Annotated in this window: 17 protein-coding genes and 1 other annotated feature; of the genes, 6 read left to right on the top strand and 11 right to left on the bottom strand. The window is 39.8% G+C overall.

The window, feature by feature from the left end:
* Positions 1-207: 207 nt before the first annotated feature.
* From WAM07_RS16245 to WAM07_RS16260, 4 genes are all read right to left on the bottom strand, one after another.
* Entirely contained in the window at positions 208-1,461 is a 1,254-nt protein-coding gene (locus WAM07_RS16245) for an MFS transporter (RefSeq protein WP_422168475.1), read from the bottom strand.
* 87 nt (positions 1,462-1,548) lie between these two features.
* Positions 1,549-1,809, bottom strand: a binding site (T-box leader).
* A gap of 289 nt (positions 1,810-2,098) precedes the next feature.
* Complete coding sequence (locus tag WAM07_RS16250; protein ID WP_422168461.1) at positions 2,099-2,464, bottom strand: hypothetical protein; 366 nt, start codon at positions 2,462-2,464, stop codon at positions 2,099-2,101.
* A gap of 417 nt (positions 2,465-2,881) precedes the next feature.
* Positions 2,882-4,177: an Nramp family divalent metal transporter gene (locus tag WAM07_RS16255; RefSeq protein ID WP_422168462.1), complete on the bottom strand. Its 1,296-nt coding sequence runs from the start codon at positions 4,175-4,177 to the stop codon at positions 2,882-2,884.
* Between the two features lie 351 nt (positions 4,178-4,528).
* Entirely contained in the window at positions 4,529-6,313 is a 1,785-nt protein-coding gene (locus WAM07_RS16260; RefSeq protein ID WP_422168463.1) for an FTR1 family protein, read from the bottom strand.
* 570 nt (positions 6,314-6,883) lie between these two features.
* Between WAM07_RS16260 and WAM07_RS16265 the strand changes: the two genes are divergently transcribed.
* The 5 genes from WAM07_RS16265 to WAM07_RS16285 all read left to right on the top strand — a co-directional run bounded on the left by WAM07_RS16265 (position 6,884) and on the right by WAM07_RS16285 (position 10,512).
* A complete protein-coding gene (locus WAM07_RS16265) occupies positions 6,884-7,189 on the top strand; it encodes a hypothetical protein (RefSeq protein WP_422168464.1) in 306 nt (101 codons plus the stop codon).
* A 61-nt stretch (positions 7,190-7,250) separates the two neighbouring features.
* Positions 7,251-7,958, top strand: a complete 708-nt coding sequence (locus WAM07_RS16270) for a response regulator (RefSeq protein ID WP_422168465.1) — start codon at positions 7,251-7,253, stop codon at positions 7,956-7,958.
* Positions 7,955-8,992, top strand: a complete 1,038-nt coding sequence (locus WAM07_RS16275; RefSeq protein WP_422168466.1) for a sensor histidine kinase — start codon at positions 7,955-7,957, stop codon at positions 8,990-8,992. The genes WAM07_RS16270 and WAM07_RS16275 overlap by 4 nt, the downstream gene beginning before the upstream one ends.
* A 3-nt stretch (positions 8,993-8,995) precedes the next feature.
* Positions 8,996-10,228, top strand: coding sequence for a molybdopterin-dependent oxidoreductase (locus WAM07_RS16280; RefSeq protein ID WP_422168467.1), 1,233 nt, complete (start codon positions 8,996-8,998; stop codon positions 10,226-10,228).
* Between the two features lie 98 nt (positions 10,229-10,326).
* Positions 10,327-10,512, top strand: a complete 186-nt coding sequence (locus WAM07_RS16285) for a hypothetical protein (protein WP_422168468.1) — start codon at positions 10,327-10,329, stop codon at positions 10,510-10,512.
* A gap of 284 nt (positions 10,513-10,796) precedes the next feature.
* On the opposite strand, the gene WAM07_RS16290 is transcribed toward WAM07_RS16285, so the two are convergent.
* Positions 10,797-11,204, bottom strand: a complete 408-nt coding sequence (locus tag WAM07_RS16290) for an Lrp/AsnC family transcriptional regulator (protein ID WP_422168469.1) — start codon at positions 11,202-11,204, stop codon at positions 10,797-10,799.
* A 130-nt stretch (positions 11,205-11,334) separates the two neighbouring features.
* Between WAM07_RS16290 and WAM07_RS16295 the strand changes: the two genes are divergently transcribed.
* Positions 11,335-12,096 (top strand): MBL fold metallo-hydrolase, encoded by a 762-nt coding sequence (locus tag WAM07_RS16295; RefSeq protein ID WP_422168470.1) that lies wholly within the window; start codon positions 11,335-11,337, stop codon positions 12,094-12,096.
* A 143-nt stretch (positions 12,097-12,239) separates the two neighbouring features.
* On the opposite strand, the gene WAM07_RS16300 is transcribed toward WAM07_RS16295, so the two are convergent.
* From WAM07_RS16300 to WAM07_RS16325, 6 genes are all read right to left on the bottom strand, one after another.
* Entirely contained in the window at positions 12,240-14,228 is a 1,989-nt protein-coding gene (locus WAM07_RS16300) for a TRAP transporter permease (RefSeq protein ID WP_422168476.1), read from the bottom strand.
* A 56-nt stretch (positions 14,229-14,284) separates the two neighbouring features.
* Positions 14,285-15,310 (bottom strand): TAXI family TRAP transporter solute-binding subunit, encoded by a 1,026-nt coding sequence (locus tag WAM07_RS16305; protein ID WP_422168471.1) that lies wholly within the window; start codon positions 15,308-15,310, stop codon positions 14,285-14,287.
* Positions 15,311-15,849: 539 nt separating this feature from the next.
* Positions 15,850-16,008, bottom strand: a complete 159-nt coding sequence (locus WAM07_RS16310; protein WP_157130870.1) for a hypothetical protein — start codon at positions 16,006-16,008, stop codon at positions 15,850-15,852.
* A 458-nt stretch (positions 16,009-16,466) separates the two neighbouring features.
* Complete coding sequence (locus WAM07_RS16315; protein WP_422168472.1) at positions 16,467-17,687, bottom strand: MFS transporter; 1,221 nt, start codon at positions 17,685-17,687, stop codon at positions 16,467-16,469.
* Between the two features lie 392 nt (positions 17,688-18,079).
* Positions 18,080-18,658, bottom strand: a complete 579-nt coding sequence (locus WAM07_RS16320) for a nucleotidyltransferase family protein (RefSeq protein WP_422168473.1) — start codon at positions 18,656-18,658, stop codon at positions 18,080-18,082.
* 149 nt (positions 18,659-18,807) lie between these two features.
* On the bottom strand, positions 18,808-19,309 hold a 502-nt coding region (locus WAM07_RS16325; RefSeq protein WP_422168474.1), incomplete at its 5' end, for a hypothetical protein.

Genomic DNA, 19,309 nt, shown 5'->3' on the forward strand with positions numbered 1-19,309 from the left:
CCATTCCTATTCTCTCCTATTAAAAATTCATTTGCCCTATTACCTTATCCTGGCTGCAAGCGAATTTGTTAGCGATTGCTCACTAATGATTTATTATCGATAGTAAATATCAATTATAAAATCCAACTAATAACGGGTACAACATGTTATGACAAAACCAAACCCAACTAGAGATTACCATTTTGTTTTAAGTAAAATAGCAAAATATTATTTACCATAAACTTTCATGGTTTCATTCTCATACATTTTTTCATCAGAATTTTCATCGAAATATAAGCTGATAAAACACAGTACACCCGTAACCAAAAGCATGATAAATGATCCCGCAATTACAGCGAACTGAATGGATAAAAATTGAGCAGTTAAACCAATTGAAATAGTAGCTATTATGATAAAAAAAGCTTCGACAAGACCATAAATACTTCCTACCCTCCCCATTACACTAACAGGAATGTTTTCTTGATAGAAGGTATGAAAGCCTGTATTTGCAAATGCGAGTGATAGTGATAACACTACGAATCCTAACGCAGCTATATCGAAACTTGATGAAAAAGCGTAAACAATATACCCTATGGAAACAAATAGCGACCCTAGTCCAATCAACAATGATGTAGTTGTTTTCTTTGCAAATACGGTGTTTACTACTGCGCCTATCGCAATACCTAGACCAGCAATACTGACCAGAAAACCGTACTCCGCATCTGTTAACCTTAATACCTCCCTAGAGAAAGATGCCTCTAATGAATCTAAAGCCGCAGCCATAACCATCATGAGGCTAAACAAGAAATAAACTCCCATTACATAGGGATAGTTACGAGTAAAAAGCCTAACGCCATTCCAGTCTTTCTTGAAAAGTCCGAACGAAAGATTAGGAAGATTCTTTTGATTCAATGTTGAATCTTGTAGTTGAGGTAGTAATAAGGTCATTAATCCTGAACCCAAAAACGTTAATGCATTTACATAAATCGCCATGTAAGGAGTTCCTAACATAAAAAGCACACCAGCCAGGGCAGGACCTATCAAAAAACCACCAGAATCAATTAGACTTCTGAAAGAATTAAACCGTTTTCTCTTTTCTGAAGGGATCAATTTAGTTATGTATGTCATAGAAGCCGGCTCAAAAACTGAACTTGCCATATTGATCAAGAAGACAACTGAATATATAAGCCAAACGGATGATAAGGAAGGAAGAATAAAGATTAGAGCAGCCCTAACCATATCCAATTCCACCATGAGGTTCCGCTGATTTAAACGGTCTATGATTGTTCCAGACCAGAAATTAGTAAACAATGTCGCGAATGGTTTTAGCATATAGAGGGCTGCAACAGCGAAAGGAGATCCCGTCATATCTAATACGATCAAATTCAAAGCAATTAAATATATCCAATCTCCTATATTTGATAATCCTATACCGAATAGTAAGAGAAAAGGGTTTTTCCACGAATAAAATACTTTCTTTATATTCACACAAAATCCTCCTTCATTTTTGAATGATTGTTAGTATTTTGATTCTGGCAAATAAAAAAATCCCACCCCCAAGACATTTGTCTTGAGGGCGAGATTATATTTTATCGCGGTGCCACCCCAGTTTATTAATATGTCACCATATCAATCTTTTCAGGTACGACAAACTCCATCGTTGTTTATACCCTTACTCTATAACGGGAGCTCCCGTCACATTATCCCCAGAAAATGTTCCAATGTGATGCTCAGAGGTTTGGTTCAGTAATTCATTCTTACCCCCTTCCACCTGACGGGGCTCTCTGGAAAGAATGTTCATTTACCTACTCTTCTCTTCATTGCAGCTAGATATTTCACTACATTATCCATTTATCTATAGTATTTGTAAATCGTTTTTTTCTAAAGATATCTCCTATATCTTGAAACTGAGTCTCCAATGATCCTACTAAGTAAGAATTGGCCTTTCTTCTTGACCATAGCTCCCTCAAGCGAAAGGGTTTAAATCAAGCTGAAACCAGGAGGAAGCACATTTATCCTACTTCCAAGTATTTACTACTCTCCTCTGAAGTCGTAATTAACCATAAAAAAGAATGGTCTCCTATTACGGAAATTTTGAGCTTAAAATATCTCTAGTACCTCAACTAATGCACCCACTATTATAATTTAACTTTTTAATTTCAAAATTTAATTTATCTAAATCCCAGACATCCTCGTCATAATTTTTGATAACTTTTACTTCTACTTTCTGTCCTTCATCATATTTATGTAGATTGGAAGCTCGTATAATTCGTGACTTTGTATTCCTTTCCAATTCATATGACCCTGGAGAGGATTCTGCATCGCCAACTGTGGTCCATGATTCGACTTCGATTTCCATATCTCCAGTTTCTTTGTTAATTTCTGTTATGTCCCCTTGAATATAAATTCCTTCTTCCATCTGGGAACAACCTATTAAAGCAATAGCTATAGTTGCCATAATGAAGAGCATCTTGCTTTTCAGCATTTAGTAATCCCCCTTGCACTTATTTGATAATCCTGATGGTACCACAAAAAATCAGATCTATTTGCAGGTTTAAATTGTATTCTAACAAATATTGAAATTGATAAAGAGAACGACTCAACAAAAATGGATAAAGAAATATCCTCCTCACAATCATACCGAGCAAACACAACCTATCTATACAAGCCTTGTTCACTCTAAAGTATATGAAATAATAAAACCTGATGAAACTTTCGAAAGATCATTGAAATATAAATAAAGACCACATATGTATGTGGCCTCCGTGTTATGCTTTCATCCCTAAACCTCAAACTACAGCATCAGAAACTCCTATTAAAACGCATATAACACCCTGCTACAAAAGGATCTATTCTTGAGCCATCCTCTTCCTATAGTATTAAATCCGTTAATAAAGTATCTCTACCCAAACAACGTTTGATAGAGAAGGAAGACATTCAGAATAATGATCAACGCTGCAATAATCCACGCAATAAAAGTTGTGAGTTTCTTATTTACAAGGGATCTCATCAACTTTTTGTTACTTGTAAAAAGAATTAATGGAACTAAGGCAAACGCGATTCCGAAGGACAAGACGACCTGGCTCATCACTAAAGCTTTTGTCGGATTAATTCCCATTAGAATAATCGTCAAAGGAGGAGCCATCGTAATGAATCTCCGCAAATAAATAGGAATTCTTCTCCGAATGTACCCTTGCATGATAATATCACCAGACATCGTACCAACAGATGAGCTGGACAAACCTGCTGACAATAGACCAACCCCGAATAGAATGGCCGCTGTCGGACCTAATAGTTGATCAAATTGATGGAAGGCCACATCCAAATCTTCAACGTTTAATCCATTTTTATTGAATAAGGCAGCAGCAACGATCAGCATACTTGCATTGATGGCTCCTGCAATGAGCATGGCAATGACCACATCAATAATTTCAAATCTGAAAATCCGTTTTCGCTCGTCTTCATTTTTACCAACAATTCTCTTTTGAGTTAATGCTGAGTGTAAGTAAATGGCATGAGGCATAACGGTCGCTCCGAGCATTCCTGCTGATAGCAGGATACTGTCGACTCCTTCGAACCTTGGCGTGAACATACCGGCTAACATCGGCCCCGCTTCCGGCTGAGCATAAAACACCTGAATTCCAAAAGCAATGACGACCACAAATATCATACCGGTAATAATTGCTTCTAACGGCCGAACTCCTCTTCTCTGCAACTCTAAAATTGCGAATGAACCGATGGCTGCAATTAGTGCAGCGGTCACCATCGGGATATTGAAAATTAAGTATAACCCCAACGCCGCTCCTATGAACTCTGCCAAGTCGGTGGCCATGACGACAAGTTCAGCCTGAACCCATAGAAAGAAAGAAGTCTTCTTAGAAAAACGGTCCCGACAGACTTCCGGGAGATTTTTCCCTGTCGCTATTCCTAACTTTGCAGACATCATCTGAATCAATACTGCCATAAGGTTTGAAGCCAAAATAACCCACAGTAAGGTGTAGCCATACTTCGAGCCTGCCGCAATATTTGTCGCATAATTTCCCGGATCGATATAGGCAACCGCTGCAATAAATGCTGGCCCTAAAAAGGGTAAAAACCTTCTTACTCCTCTTGCTTCTCCTTTTAAAGAGGATTGAGCATTCGTCTGCAACGATTGATTCGGGGTTACTCTTGTCTGGTTACCCTGTTCAACATTCATCATTTCAACCTCCACACCATAATTTCACCTAACGTCAAAATGTTTCCTTAAAGAAACTTTTTTAGAGTTAAACTAATTTTATGCAGAGGTTCACGAAATTGTCAATACATTCTGTAAATAAAAAAATCACCCTAATCAATAGGTGATTGGATGATTTACGCTAAGACTCTGGCTTACTATGTTTTTTCGGATTAATTCCCTGCTCCTTCAATGCCCTTGTCTTGTTTAGTTCAAGCTCCTTTTTTACCAACAACTCTCGCGCATCATCCGAAGATGGTGACCGTAGTTAACCCACAAAAAAGGTGCCCTAACATATTTTGCGGGCACCCTCTGATAGTATAGTCTTTGTTATTATTGAGCCACTTCTTTTGAAGACGTTTGCTCCGAAGCAGACTCATTATTTTTCTTTGTGCGAACCGTTTGCAAGACAATCATAGCAAGCAGAACAGCTTGAGCAATCGTTGTTTCCCAAGTCGGATAAATTCCTAAGAAGTTAGCCTCTGGTAAACCAGAAATAGTGTGCGCTGGAAGTTTGTCTACGACTTGCAGGGCATGCAAACTTTCACCTGTAAACTTGAACGCCAAGTAGTAGATGAGCACAGTAATGCCAAGAAACAGCGCGCGCACGGGTACTTTCACACTAAAGTACAAAATGGCTACCCCTAAGACCACAAGGATAAGGACCGCGACTCCAAGTCCTGTGAAGAAGCTTGCCATGGAAATATCAGAAATGATCCCCATATAGAAAATGATCGTCTCCGCCCCTTCACGAACGACGGTTATGAATGCTACACCAGCCAAAGACCATAAACTTCCTTTGGCAATCGCCGACCCTACTGATTCACGGATGAACAAGTTCCAACTTTCAACATTGGATTTCTTATGCAGCCAAGCTCCTACCGTGAACATGAGGACAACGGCTATCAGTCCCGTAACTCCTTCCATGAACTCCCGGTTCTCTGCAGATACCGTTGCGGAAACAATTGTGGTGAGGATAAATGCCAGACCGATACTAGCTACGACACCTGCTCCAGCGCCGCCCCAAATCCACTTTCTCTTGCTCTCATTTCCACTTGATTTCAAGAAGGCCAGCAGTGCAGACAGAACGAGAATGATTTCCAAACCTTCCCGCAGTAGGATGATTGCTGCATCCCACATCGTATAGCTCGACTCTTCCGCAACAGAAGTCAGTTGGTTTTTCATATCCGCCACAACTTCCTGTGCCTGTTCTGTTTTCGGAGGGTTGGAAGATAGTAGACCAAGCGCTTCTGTCATCTGGTTTTCAATCGATTCATATACCGCTACAGATCTTGTATTCACTTCACCTTCGATACTTGGCCATACAGATATGAATTCTTCCATCTCTAAAGCAGCTGATCCCTCTTCCCCGGAATCTATTGCTGTCTGAACTTCACCCAGGATAGAAACTAAAGTAGAGATTCCTTTTTGTTCTGGATCGACAGCCGCTTCCGACTCTTCTCCTTCTGCATACGCCCGGATGGATTCAATCAATTTCTCCAGATTTTTTTCGGCTTTCTCAGCATCGGACTCAGCATCCAGGGAAGCCTGTACCAAGCCCATGTTTGTTTCAATCGCTTCATATGCTTCCGCGTCCGATTCACGAACAGAATCCTCTACGCCTTCCCAGCCTTCATGGAATTCCTCATACTCTTGCTTCGCCGAATTCCATTCGCCTGACTCGACGGACTCTTTCGCTTCTTCCAACTCATGTGCGTATCCTAGAAGCGCTTTTGCTCCAGGGGCATTTCGGAAAGAGTCACTTCCGTCTGTTCCATAAGACCTTAGCGTTCCTTCCAGAGCTTCTAATGCCTCGCTTAGCTTCTCCGCATCCTCACTTTGAGCCAGAGCTTCCGCTTTGGCCATCGCAGACTCAATTTTTTCATAAGCTTCTGGAGAGGACTCTTCTATTTGCTCTTCAACCTCTTCCCACTTCTCATGGAGTTCAGATAATTCTTGTTCTGCTTCGGTCGTCTTACCTGCCTTTGCATATGTAATCGCTTCTTCTACCGGAACAAGCAAACCTTGAACGGGCTGACCGGTCGTCGCACCAGTCATGTTAGGTGTAAGTATAAATAGTAGTAATACTAGGATGAAACTTGATAGACAGCGCTTCATTTTCCCAACCCTTCCACTTTATAATAATTGATAAACGTTTTCATTGATAACGATTATCATTATAAGTGAAGGGGTTAGGCTTGTCAAAGTGAAAAATAAAAAAAAAGACACCTTGCTTTTTTAATAGAATAAAAAGTCTGAAAGGACCATAAAGAGGAGCTCTACGCTTATTCACATCACACTTTATTCGATTTCAATCGTGTTAGAGCAGCTGATAGACCTATTGTAACGAAGACTATTCCGATTGCCTGTGCCGGATCTACTATGTAGACAGGTGAGTTATGACCCACCCCGATTATAGAAAAAGATCTTATGAATACTTTGATGAAGAAGGCTTTAGAAGAAATACGGTTTCCGAACCCTTACACCGACTGACGTTGTTCTCCATGTGCACACCTCATTTAATTTCATACAGGTATGATTACCCATTGTATGGAAATCATTTGCTATTCGATTGGTTAAGGACTTTTTAATACTTCCCTTCACTCTTAATACTTTTGTAAGGATTCCTTAAGTGATCTGTAAGCCTTGTGATTTACACTGAATACAAATCGAAAGGAGTGTTACAAAATGAAAAGATGGATGTTGATCTTAGGAATATTCTCTGTATTCACCCTCGCTGCTTGCGGATCTGGAACCGACGATGGTGACCAGATGGAAGATGAGCAACAAGAAGAAATGGATAGTGAAGAAGACATGAATAGTGACTCAGGTGACATGGATGAAGAAATGGATAGTGAAAAAGATTCGGATATGGAAGAAGATATGAGTGAAGAAGACTCGGATATGGAGAACAAAGATGATATGAATGAGGAAAACTCAGAAATGGAAAATAACGATAATATGAATGAGGACGACTCCATGGATGATCAATAATTGTCTGCTCCCCCTTATGCTATGATAAACACAATAGAGTACCGAAAAAGGGGGATGAAGTGTGAATAAGAAATCTGTATTGATCGCTGATGATGAGCCTAGCATTGTCGATGTATGCAAACGCTATTTGGAACGAGAAGGCTTCGATATTTTCACAGCGACGGATGGACAAGCAGCACTCGATCAATGGCGAATATACAAGCCAGACCTTATCATATTGGATTTGATGATGCCCAGAATCGATGGCTGGCAGGTGTGTGAGACTATTCGATTAAAAGATGAAACACCGATTCTCATGCTTACAGCCAAATCCGAAGATTATGACCGGTTATTCGGTTTAACTATCGGAGCCAATGATTATATGAGCAAACCTTTCAATCCACAGGAGCTTGTTTTAAGAGTTAAATCGATCTTTCGCTTGATCGATTCCTCACGTCCGAGTTCAAACGAAACAGAGGAAACGATTGAAGCAGGGGGAATTGTTTTAAATACAAGCACGAGAGACGTCACAGCTCATCACCTACCTGTCAGTCTAACCGTCAAAGAGTTTGATTTGCTCCTTTTGCTTGTTACTCATCCCAAACAAGTTTTCTCGCGCAGTCAGCTTCTCAACCAAGTTTGGGATACAGCTTACGATGGAGATACGACGACAGTAACAGTACATTTGAGGAGACTACGGGAAAAAATAGAGAAGGATCCTTCCCACCCCACACTTTTACAAACGGTGTGGGGCATTGGTTATAAGTTTGATCCGGGGGAATCAAAATGAAAATTAAAACCATATTTTTACTAGCCAACGGGAGCAGTATTCTTTTGATGAGCACGTTTCTCATCATCAGTTACTTCTCTATGCTTTTATCAGTAAAGATGATTGGGTGGCTTTCCTTACTCACCATTGGTTCAGCTGCCTTATCTTTCGTTGTCTATTATCTCCTCACCTCCCCTGTGGAGCGCTCTATCCAAAGACTATCCGATGAAGCCAGTCAGATCTCTGGTAATGATTTCGGCACACCTATCCCGGAAGAAGGACCGAAAGAAATCCGGTTTCTAACTCGTCAGTTTAATGACATGAACCAGCGATTACGAGAATCTTTCAGACAGATTCAGCAAGCTGAACATACACGAAGAGAATTAGTTGCCAACATCTCGCACGACCTCCGCACTCCTATGGCATCCATCCGCGCTTTCATTCAAGCGATTCAAGATGGTGTTGTTGAGGATCCCAAATCAAAAGCTCAATACATGCATACCATTTCCCTCGAAGTGGAACGACTTGATCATATGATTCAGCAGCTTTTTGAACTATCGATATATGATTCAGGCCGTGTAGACCTTCACAAGGGGCACGTTTTAATTGACCAATGGTTACTGGAAGTCTTGGAACATAAACGTTTTATCCTTGAAGAACAAGGCAGGCAGGTCAACATCGACTTACCTGAAAATATAAAAGAAGTTTATATCGACCGTGAGAAAATGAAAAGGGTCATGATTAACCTATTGGATAATGCCCTCCGTCATTCAAAGCCTGACACGGATATTGATATACGAATACATCAAGTGAAAGATACTCTCTTGATAGAAGTAAAGGATTATGGAGAAGGGATTGCAGAAGAGCATCAAGTGCTCATTTTCGAGCGAACGTATCGGGTAGAAGCCTCACGCAACCAGAAATACGCAGGAACGGGGCTTGGTCTATCAATAGCGAAGCATATCGTTGAAGCTCACGGCGGGACCATCAGCGTTTTAAGCGAACTAGGAGAAGGAGCTACTTTTCAAATAGCTTTGCCTTTAGAGGGGGAGTGAATTATGGATAAAAGCATCTTTTATACACGGCAAAAAAAGATCGGGCAAAAACTGAAGCAGATTCACCACTGGAATGCAGCCCTGTTTACCTTTCTTGCCTTTACAGGGTTGATTCTTGTCTCCTCCGACTTCAGACAATGGCTTCCTCAAGTCCGGATCTGGGTCAAAGACAGTCATATTTGGATTGGTATGATCAGTGTTTTACCTTTAGTAATCTATGGCCCTAAAATGGTCCGTCATTTGCAAACCCTACGTAAACGTAAAGCCAATCGTCAAAATCTCTATCTAGTATTATTCGTATTAATTGCCTTGACCCTATCCGGGTTCGTGTTAACCTTCCATCGAAATTTCAGTCCTGGATTTGGTTCATTTGCGCTTATTGTCCATGACATCATGACATGGTTCGGTGTTCCTTATCTCATCTACCACAGCATTACGCGCAGCCAGTGGTTCAAAGCGATCGAAAAACGCCGGTTAAAAAAAATTCAGGAGAAACGGATGGTCATTGAAAAGGGGAATCCCATCATGAACAGGCGAACTCTTTTACGAAGAGGGACAGGAGCCACAATCGCCTTAATCTTCACCCCCTTTATCTATCAATGGATAAAACCATATCTAGGGACAACAACATCCCAGCCGTCCTCTCCCCTGCCTTTAACTGAAACTTTCTCCCCTTTGCCTGCGCCTGCCCCGAGCTCTAAACCGCCGATCGGAGGAGGACGAAGAGGGAATTTCAGATATTATACAGTGACAACGATGCCTGAGGTTACAGATGAGAACTTTTCCTTCACCATTGATGGTTTAGTCAACCAGCCTCAATCTTGGAATTGGAAGCAATTTGTCAACTTAAATCGAGATGTGCAAGTTTCCAACTTTCATTGTGTGACCGGCTGGAGTGTATATGATGTTACGTGGGAAGGGATTAAACTGAAAGATTTGCTTGATCTAGCAGGAATTAAAGATGGGGCAAAGCAAGTAAAATTTTATTCTCAAGACGGAGTTTATACTGACACCCTCTCGATTGAACAGGCCATGGACAAGAATGTCATGGTCGCGATGCTGATTGACGGGGAACTGATTGAAAACCGTAACGGAGGACCCGTACGCCTCATTGTCCCTGACATGTATGCGTATAAATCCGTCAAATGGTTAAACCGTATAGAGTTAATTGATCATGAACATACAGGATATTGGGAACAAAGAGGATATAGTAAAAATGCTTGGATCAAATCCTGATTTCACTAATTTACCATTTATTTATGTTCTGTTCATCTCTCCTTTACATGTACGGGATATATAAGAGGTGTACCCTATTTTGAAAGAAGACTTTCTATATGTTGAAAAAATGGATGCTAGCTTTAGGTTTGACTTCAGTACTCACATTGGCAGCTTGTGGCGGCGGTGAAGATGAGGGTGACACGGAAAATGGGGACCAAACAGAAGAACAAGATTCTGGTGAAAACAGTAACATGGAAGACGATTCAGGCTCTGAAGGGTCTGACTCTGAAAGCGAAGAATAACCTTGGTTCCTATTAGAAATATAAAAGGCTACCCTGAAAATAATTAATGCTTTATGGCGGCACTAAATAAAGAGGATTTTTTTGCTTTTTGGCTCTGTTAAAGTTTAGTGTTGATATTACTACAAAAAAGAACTTCCAATTTTATGGAAGTTCCTCTTTTTTTATATTTGGCTAATTCAACTAAAGCCCCCTTTAAGTGAAGACTTGAATTCAAGATATTTTAGTGAAGATTTTTAACCGCGCACACACCCGTTAGTTTAAGTATACTTTTTCATACGAATTTTTTATTTAATAACGATCGATAATTTGTAGCTCACATAATTACTTATGACTGTCAAAAATTCATCTAATACCTCGTTGGATGGAAATCTGCATTCGAGGAGGTAACAACTTTCTCCACTAACTTTGTAATTGTTTACGACATAACGATGTTGTTTTTCTATGAAGTACAGATAAGGTTGGTGATTTGGATTCTTGGTATAAATATGAAGGATTGCGTGAACAGGGTACCCCATTTTTGCTTGATTAATATTAATCGTATAACCCTCAATAACCCCACTCTCTTCCAATTTAATCACCCTTGCTGATGCAGCTGGTCCTGATAAGTGGACTTTCTTGCCTAAATCCTTCATTGTAATCCGACTGTTCTTGGAAAGTTCATCTATGATAAGAAAATCCGTTCTATCCAACATGTCTTTAACTCCTTTCAAAAACAAAGTCAAACGTTCAAAAGACTTTATTAATTCCATATATCCATTTATGGGTCATATTGTAGAATATACATTGAACCTAGTAATTTAGAAAGAAAAGGAGAAATCAGATATGAATATCCACCAAATTCGAAATGCGACAATAGTGGTTGAATACGCTGGGAAAAAGTTTTTAATCGATCCAATGCTTGCTGAGAAACGGACTTTCCCGCCTTTCCCCAACGCACCACGACAAGATCAGAACAATCCTTTGGTAAGCTTACCACTATCCATCGAAAGTATTATTCAAGATATTGATGCGGTGATCGTCACTCACCTGCATCCCGATCACTGGGATGATGCTGCCAAAGAAGCATTGCCAAAAGAAATTAAAATATTCTCCAAGAATGAAGACGATGCGTCAGAAATTCGCAACGATGGATTCCAAAATGTAGAGGTTTTACAAGAAGATACTGTGTTTGAAGGTATCCAATTGATAAAAACTAAAGGCGAACATGGAAGAGGTGAAATCTTAAAAATTGCCGGTCTTGTATGTGGTGTTGTCTTCAAACATTCCTCGGAGAAAACCTTATATGTTGCTGGAGATACGGTTTGGTATGAGGAAGTTCAAACGGAAATCGACACACATAAACCTGACATTATTGTGGTAAATGCTGGAGATAATCAATTCTTTGAAGGAGGTTCTTTGGTTATGGGAAAAGATGATGTCTATGAAGTGTATAAGACTGCTCCTAACTCAAAAATTATTGCTGTCCATATGGAAGCTGTTAATCACTGGACATTATCAAGAGAAGAATTAAAGAGCTTTGCTAATGAAAAAGGTATCTCCTCTAATGTTTTAGTTCCAGATGATGGAGACGCATACTCATTTTAATACGATCTATTACCACGACTATTTTCTTACTTAACATGCAAATGGAAAATAAGGAACTGTGGAAGTCATTCAATTAGCTCTAATAGCTCCAATATCGATCCATTATAAGAACAAAAAAGAGTGGGCTCTCGCCCACTCTTTTTCTAGTTATTATGAGTCTTGAGTTGCTGTTTATCAGAATCATCTTTCTTGCTTCGAACCACCTGATAGACGGCAATTCCAGCAAAAATGGCTAGACCAGCGAATGAAATAATGTAGTTCGGATAAACAAGCATCAACCCACTTACGCTCATAATAATCCGTTCGAGCCAATTAACTTTAGTAACAAAATAACCAATCATGGCGGCACTAATACTCGCCATTCCTAACATTGCTGTCGTAACGCCAATCGTTACGTTCAGGAAGTTAGCGTCTCCTTGAAGTAATAAAATCGGTTGGGAGACGAAAATATAAGGAATAATGAATGCAGCAATTGCGAGTTTGACTGCAGTCACTCCAGCTTTCATCGGGTTAGCTCCAGCTATTCCTGCGCCTGCATAAGCGGCTAAACAAACAGGAGGTGTAATATCGGCTACAATACCGAAATAGAATACGAACATGTGTACAGCAATGACAGGTACATCAAAGGCTAACAAGGCTGGTGCGGCCATGGTTGCTGTCACAACGTAGTTCGCGGTAGTTGGCAATCCCATTCCTAGGATGATACACGCAATCATGGTAAAGAACATGACAAGGAAAAATTGCCCTTGAGCTAGATCAATAATCCCACCAGCGATCTTTGGCCCAAGACCTGTCGTAGTTACAGTTCCAGCGATAATTCCTGCTGTCGCACACGCTGCAATAACGGGTAAAGCTACTCGGGCACCTTCTTCAAGGATATAGATAATACCTTTAAAAGACATCCTCGTGTCTTTACGTAAAAAGCTGATTAAAAATGCTGCTGCGATGGCGAATAACGCCGCATATGTCGGAGTGAATCCGATCAATAAGAATCCGATAATGATAAAAAGCGGGAGGAACAAGTCCAGGCGCTTCACTAAGTTACTCATTTTCGGCAGCTCTTCTTTTGGTAACCCGCGAATCCCTTGTTTACGAGCCTCGAAGTGAGTTCCTAAGAACACACCACTGAAATACAAGATGGCTGGAATAATGGCAATTACGATAATGTCGTTGTAAGGAATACCTGTATAAGAAGCCATGATAAAAGCGGCAGCTCCCATGATCGGCGGCATCAATTGTCCGCCAGTAGATGCGGAGGCTTCCGTTGCAGCGGCAAAGTGTGGTTTAAAACCAGCATTTTTCATCATTGGAATCGTAAATGACCCAGATCCGACGGTATTGGCCACGGAACTACCACTCACCATTCCTTGGAGTCCACTTGCTGCAACAGCAGCTTTTGCTGTTCCGCCCGTGTAACGTCCTGTTAGACGCAGAGCGATGTCGTTGAAAAACTGGCCAATATTCGTTTTGACCAAAATGACCCCGAAAAAGAGAAATAAGAAAATATAAGTAGATGAAATTTGAATCGGTATACCAAAAATGCCGCTTGAACTAAAGAACATTTCCGTTGCGAGTGTTGGCCAGTCATTCCCCGCATGCCCGATAATAGGGATGAAATTCCCGTATAGACCGTATAAAAGTGCAATAATCGCGATGATGACAATCGGCAGACCTACAACACGGCGAGTCGCTTCCAATAAAAGAAGCACACCTGCTGTTGCTACAATTTGGTCCATATACGTAAATCCGAAAATAATGGCATCATTAATTAATCGGTCGTAGTTTTGAATGATGTAGAAGTTTGTATAAAGTGCAGCTCCAGCTAAAACGACATCATACCAGGGAATGCCTTTTCTTTTTGACCATGAGGATTTGATAGGATAAAGAAGATACACTAAACATAGTGCTGCACCAAGGTGGACAGCTCCTTGGATCATGGATACATATGCGCCGCGATAGGCCGTGTACAATTGGAAAATGGTCAAAGCACTTCCGAGGAGGAGTGTCAGCCATCCCCAAATCCCTAAATTTGTTCGGAAGTTACTTTCTTTATCATATTTAGACATGAGTTCTTGCTTGTCGACTTCTTTGGTATCTGTTGTAGTCAAGGGTCTCTCCTCCGTTTCCCACATGGAATATAAGGTGAAAGAACCGGACATCGATTTGTCCGGTTCTTTTCATTGCGGGTTTATTCAATAATACCTGCTTCTTTAAAGTACTTCTCTGCTCCTGGGTGAAGGGGAAGGTCTTTCGCCCCTTTGAGAGCATTATCTTTCGTAATCAGCTTCGCTTGTGCTATTGTCATTTCACTAGAATTTTCATACAAAGTTTTCGTCATTTCGTATGCAAGATCTTCGCTGATTTGTTCGGTTGAACCAATAAGAAGAGCCATCGCTGTAATGGTTTGAACAGGTTCTTCTTGCCAGTCATAAGTCCCCGGCTCCATAGTATAGGCTTCATATTGACTTTTGTCTGTTACTTTTTCAAGAGCTTCTCCTTCGATATTGAGGAATTTCACGTCTTTTGTAGCCGCGTGCAATTCGTCAGTTGTAGAAGATGGCACGCCTACAACAGCGAAGGAAGCATCAATTGTACCGTTTTGCAGTTTACTTTTAGCATCTCCGAATCCTTCTTCAAACGCTTGGTAGTCGCCTTCTTCAAGTCCGTATGCAGAAAGGACAAGTTCAGCTGCTTCACGCGTCGCCCCACCTGGAGGTCCAACGGCTACTTTTTTACCTTTAAGATCTTCAATAGATTCGATACCTGTTTTTCCTAGCGTAACAACCTGAAGTCCTTCTGGATATAGAGAGCCAATAACGCCTACTTTGCCAACGTCCTTGCCTTCGAAGTTGCCTGTTCCTTCAACAGCGTTGATCATCGTTGTATTTTGAGCAATACCCAATTGAAATTTACCTGCTTGTACTTTAGCGATGTTTTCGACAGAAGCTCCAGATTCAACAGAACTTACATCGAAACCCTCCATCTCAATCTTGTCTTTTAGGAGGTTAGCCATCTCCCCGCCAAGTGGGTAGTAAACGCCACCGACACTGCCGGTTCCCATAGTCAAGTTCGTCATAGCTTCTCCGCCAGACTCGCCACCGTCTCCACCATTGTCGCTGCTAGAAGAGCCGCCATTTCCGCTTTCGCCACAAGCTGCAAGAACCATACTCATAGCGATAAGGATGATGAAACTGAATAATGATAATTTCTTCATTTTTTGCCTCCTTCGTATTTATGTAATTTCGATTGATTAAAAGCTGGTCTGCCTATAGTTCTGAAGACCGACAAACCAATAGATACCGCTTACATCAATTAAAAGTTTACATTTTTTTTAGAAAAATTACAACAGTTCTACAATTTCCACTTTTTCTCTTTTTTCTCTGTTTATCATGTCCAGAATATCATTAATTATAAGGGTATAATTATGAAAGAATATAAGCGTAGATTCAAGCTTGGTTTTTGTCGAACAAGTATTTAATACTTTCCAATAGCACTTCGGGAAATTCAACTTGAGGATAGTCCTTCACAAAACGCAGTCCCTTTATTTTATCCATTTCATTCGAGCAAGGTATCCCTCTCACGGAAGTTGCATTAAAAAAATGGCAGGTTCATTTTTTCCAAGTTGCACCTCGAAATACTATCTCTTCTTTAACTTCCCTAATGGTTCAATTGTTCATAACACCTTCCCCTTGTACCAATTTCTTCAATAGTTTTGTTAGCATGAAAAAGCACCCCGTTATGGGATGCCATAATTTAGTAAAGTTGTTTGCTTAAGGCTTCAATCTGTTCACATGTTTGTTGCATCTTTTCATTAACCCACGCAGGATACGTTTCTTCATCCCCGCTTTTAATTTTTGAAAGGGTTTCCAGGTAAACAATAAGATAATCAAGCTTTGATGATGGGTGCTGCATTCCATCACCTCCCTCCTATCGAACTAATTCGACAGAAAGGATTTATTCCCTTCATAATAAAACACGCGCAAGGGTAAATTCTCATATATGGATCGCTCCTAAATCGTGTCAAACTTATAGCGATAAGTATAGAAAGTTGGAAAGGAGTGCTTGAAAGTGGCAGCTTCCAGTATTTCAAAGGAATAACCAACTCGGGGATAGCTCCCTTTAAGATTCTCTGCAGGTACCTTTAAATTAAATGTTTCTTTATTCTTACATAAACAACGCAAAAGCACACTCCCGATTAATAATTCGTTTGTTGTAAGATTCGATTTCAAGATAAGAATGAACATGTTAAACTCTAAACTCATCTCTTCTTACATTACGCAAGTGACTCTTTTGCATATTACCAATTACATGGGCTCAAATATTAATAAGCGAAAGACTACACAATTGAATAGTGCAGTCTTTTCTTTGGGTTATGTTTCATAATCATTGCTATAAGTTATTGGGAAACTTTGTTTTGAAGCCACAAGATAAACGGCAGCTATCGCTAATAAGGTACCTGCAAATAGAAAAACATACTGTACACCAAAAACATCCGCCATTCCACCTAGCAATAAAGAAGCAAAACCAAACGTTAATGAAGTTAATGCTCCTTGGGCTCCATAAATCTTTGGCAAGTCATCGGAAGATGCCTCATTTTGAAGGTAAGCTTCCATGGTTATGGACTTAATTTGCTCAACTATGCCATATAATACAGATAAAACTAAGGCCATCCAGGCGATACTATTATAACCAAAAAGTAAAGTCACGGCGCTTACACTGAATGAAGTAAATATCAGCAATTTTTTCAAGTTCTTCTCAATGATCGAGGAGTACTTCGTGCAAAACAAACCACCAATGAGAAGACCAAAAAAGAAAGTTGTATTTATATAGCCCCACCATGCTTCACTTTTCTTAAGAACCTCAGAAACAAAAACATAAATGATGGCAGCAATCCATACCACATTCGCTATGGATTCAATAAAGATCACCACATGTATTTTTCTAAAAATAGGTGTGTGCCAAATGACTTTCCAACCTTCTTTTAAAACAGTTCCGATAGGATGCTTTTCCTTTGGAAGGCGAAATTCTGTTGAATCATTAATCAGCATCATTAAGCCAGAGGATATGATAAACAAAATAAACGATAGCCATATGACAGTCTGATCGCCTATCCAGACTACCAGTATGGCTCCTAAAGCCCATCCACCAAGTTGAATGATTTGAGTGATCACTGAGAAGAAACTATTCGCTTTTATTATTTCCTCCTTATTGACTAACCTAGGAAGCATCGCACGGCTAGCAGGTGCTGCCCATCCATCTAAGAAGGCGATAATGAAAATAAATAAAAGGATAAACATAATGGAACCATGAGATTGTACTGTGGTCAAAGACGCTAAAACTAGCAAGAAAAAGGTTTTACTACTTTGTGATCCAGATAAAAGTGTCTTTAATGGATATTTATTAAACAATAGTGGTGAGAGATACCCACTGATAAACCGTCCAAATGTATTAATAAATGGAAGCAAAGCTAAGTAAAAAGCTGACTGTGAAACTGTGTACATAATAGATATTAGACCGACAATATAAAACACATCACCAAGATTGGCCAACGCTTGCCCAATCCATAAAAACCGAAAGGATGAAGACTTCATTTTTAACTACCCCTTTTTTATCGTTTTCGAAATCGATGAAAAAAGGGTGTATTTACATTGGGATTGAACCTCCTTATTTAACTTTTTATCAATACCATTCTTTACGTTCAAAACAATCCAAACAATATTACTATTAAAAATCCATGGGGTAGCAAAATCATCCCTAACGGTAAGTCTCTTTCTATTTTTATGTTTGTATTTATTTTACAATCCAACTATGCTTAATTTTATCATAAAGGACAAAATAAACCTGTTCTCTAGAAGAAAAGTCTTCTAGCCACATACTAATCCGGAATAAGTTAGTGAATCCTTTGTTGAAGATTAGCCCCTTTTAGTTGAAGACTCGAATTCAAGATGACTTCAATAAATATTTCACTTTCGCATTTGTAATTTTATTTAGAGGTAGGAATACCGTACACCTTCAACCTATCCCACTTTTCACTCCAGTTTTTTGTTATAACTCTATGTATGTAAAATTCTCTTCTTTCTTTTGTATCATAAACTGGTGTCGGTCTTACTTCTAAATTTACAACATCATCAACCCCCCAAGGAGCTGTTAATATTACATCATCATTTTCGTTAATCTTCACTCCCAAGGATGTGACTGTCTCAGGGAAATTAGAGATGCCGTCAACGGAAGAGGAATAGGGAGTCATACCGCTTTTGGTATGCATTCGCGCCTGATTTTTTACTGACCAAGGGATACTGGTAATAATAGTTTTTAGGTTTTCCTCGATCTTTTCCTCCTCTGCTTCACATACATTATTTGTATCAAAGTAAATCACATCAATATCAGGTAATGGAGTTCTCCAATTATAATTATGAATGACATCCCATATTTTTGAACGAACAAACCCTGCACAGATCCACCAATCAGGCAAATTCAACGTTTTTACAGCCTTTAGTATATCCATCATCCACTCATCTTCTTTTATTGATTGTATTACATCTTCCTCGTTATTGATTTTCAATGACTTACCCCCACTTATAAATGATTGTATTCGCTTTGTCTACGGCTTCCCTCCATTACTCATTAGTTCAATACTATTATTAATGGTTTGCCCCCGATTCATAAAGACTCGATTTCAAGGTAACAGGCAATTTCATTTATTTTTCGTCTTCATCCTACTCCAAATACCCCTTCCATCTCCAACGAAAACAACCGCTCTTCGATGAAATTATTATCCCTTATCATATACTCTACCAATTGCTCCTTGCTTTCGATTTCCGAAATGTCATTGATAACAATAACTCGGGGATCTTCCCCTCTACCTTCAATCCACATCGAATTTATTCCAGCATTCGATTCCTGAACGATTTTCACCAATTGGAAATATGGTTTTTCCCAGTTCTTTTTGAACATCGATTTATCTCCCGTGAAGTCTTTGTGGAGATGTAAGTCATATTGAACAGGGATTTCCGTTCCATAATACTTATCGTAGTGTACATATGCTTCCTTTCTTAATCGTTCGAAGCCTAACGATTCTAGGTCAGAGAGTATAGGTTTCAAGGCTTGAAATTTTTTGTAGGCTTTCTTGCCCAATTCATATTCATCCCCAAGCACTTCGGGTGTTTCTGGTAATAGCCAACCCTCTTGCACATGAACGCCAAAAACAAAATCC

Source organism: Halobacillus sp. (genome assembly GCF_049282395.1).
Lineage (GTDB): Bacteria > Bacillota > Bacilli > Bacillales > Halobacillaceae > Halobacillus.

Coding starts and splice junctions, on each gene's coding strand:
- WAM07_RS16250 (WP_422168461.1), bottom strand. CDS start 2,464: ATGCTGAAAAGCAAGATGCTCTTCATTATGGCAACTATAGCTATTGCT.
- WAM07_RS16255 (WP_422168462.1), bottom strand. CDS start 4,177: ATGAATGTTGAACAGGGTAACCAGACAAGAGTAACCCCGAATCAATCG.
- WAM07_RS16260 (WP_422168463.1), bottom strand. CDS start 6,313: ATGAAGCGCTGTCTATCAAGTTTCATCCTAGTATTACTACTATTTATA.
- WAM07_RS16265 (WP_422168464.1), top strand. CDS start 6,884: ATGAAAAGATGGATGTTGATCTTAGGAATATTCTCTGTATTCACCCTC.
- WAM07_RS16275 (WP_422168466.1), top strand. CDS start 7,955: ATGAAAATTAAAACCATATTTTTACTAGCCAACGGGAGCAGTATTCTT.
- WAM07_RS16280 (WP_422168467.1), top strand. CDS start 8,996: ATGGATAAAAGCATCTTTTATACACGGCAAAAAAAGATCGGGCAAAAA.
- WAM07_RS16285 (WP_422168468.1), top strand. CDS start 10,327: ATGTTGAAAAAATGGATGCTAGCTTTAGGTTTGACTTCAGTACTCACA.
- WAM07_RS16290 (WP_422168469.1), bottom strand. CDS start 11,204: ATGTTGGATAGAACGGATTTTCTTATCATAGATGAACTTTCCAAGAAC.
- WAM07_RS16295 (WP_422168470.1), top strand. CDS start 11,335: ATGAATATCCACCAAATTCGAAATGCGACAATAGTGGTTGAATACGCT.
- WAM07_RS16300 (WP_422168476.1), bottom strand. CDS start 14,228: ATGTGGGAAACGGAGGAGAGACCCTTGACTACAACAGATACCAAAGAA.
- WAM07_RS16305 (WP_422168471.1), bottom strand. CDS start 15,310: ATGAAGAAATTATCATTATTCAGTTTCATCATCCTTATCGCTATGAGT.
- WAM07_RS16310 (WP_157130870.1), bottom strand. CDS start 16,008: ATGCAGCACCCATCATCAAAGCTTGATTATCTTATTGTTTACCTGGAA.
- WAM07_RS16315 (WP_422168472.1), bottom strand. CDS start 17,687: ATGAAGTCTTCATCCTTTCGGTTTTTATGGATTGGGCAAGCGTTGGCC.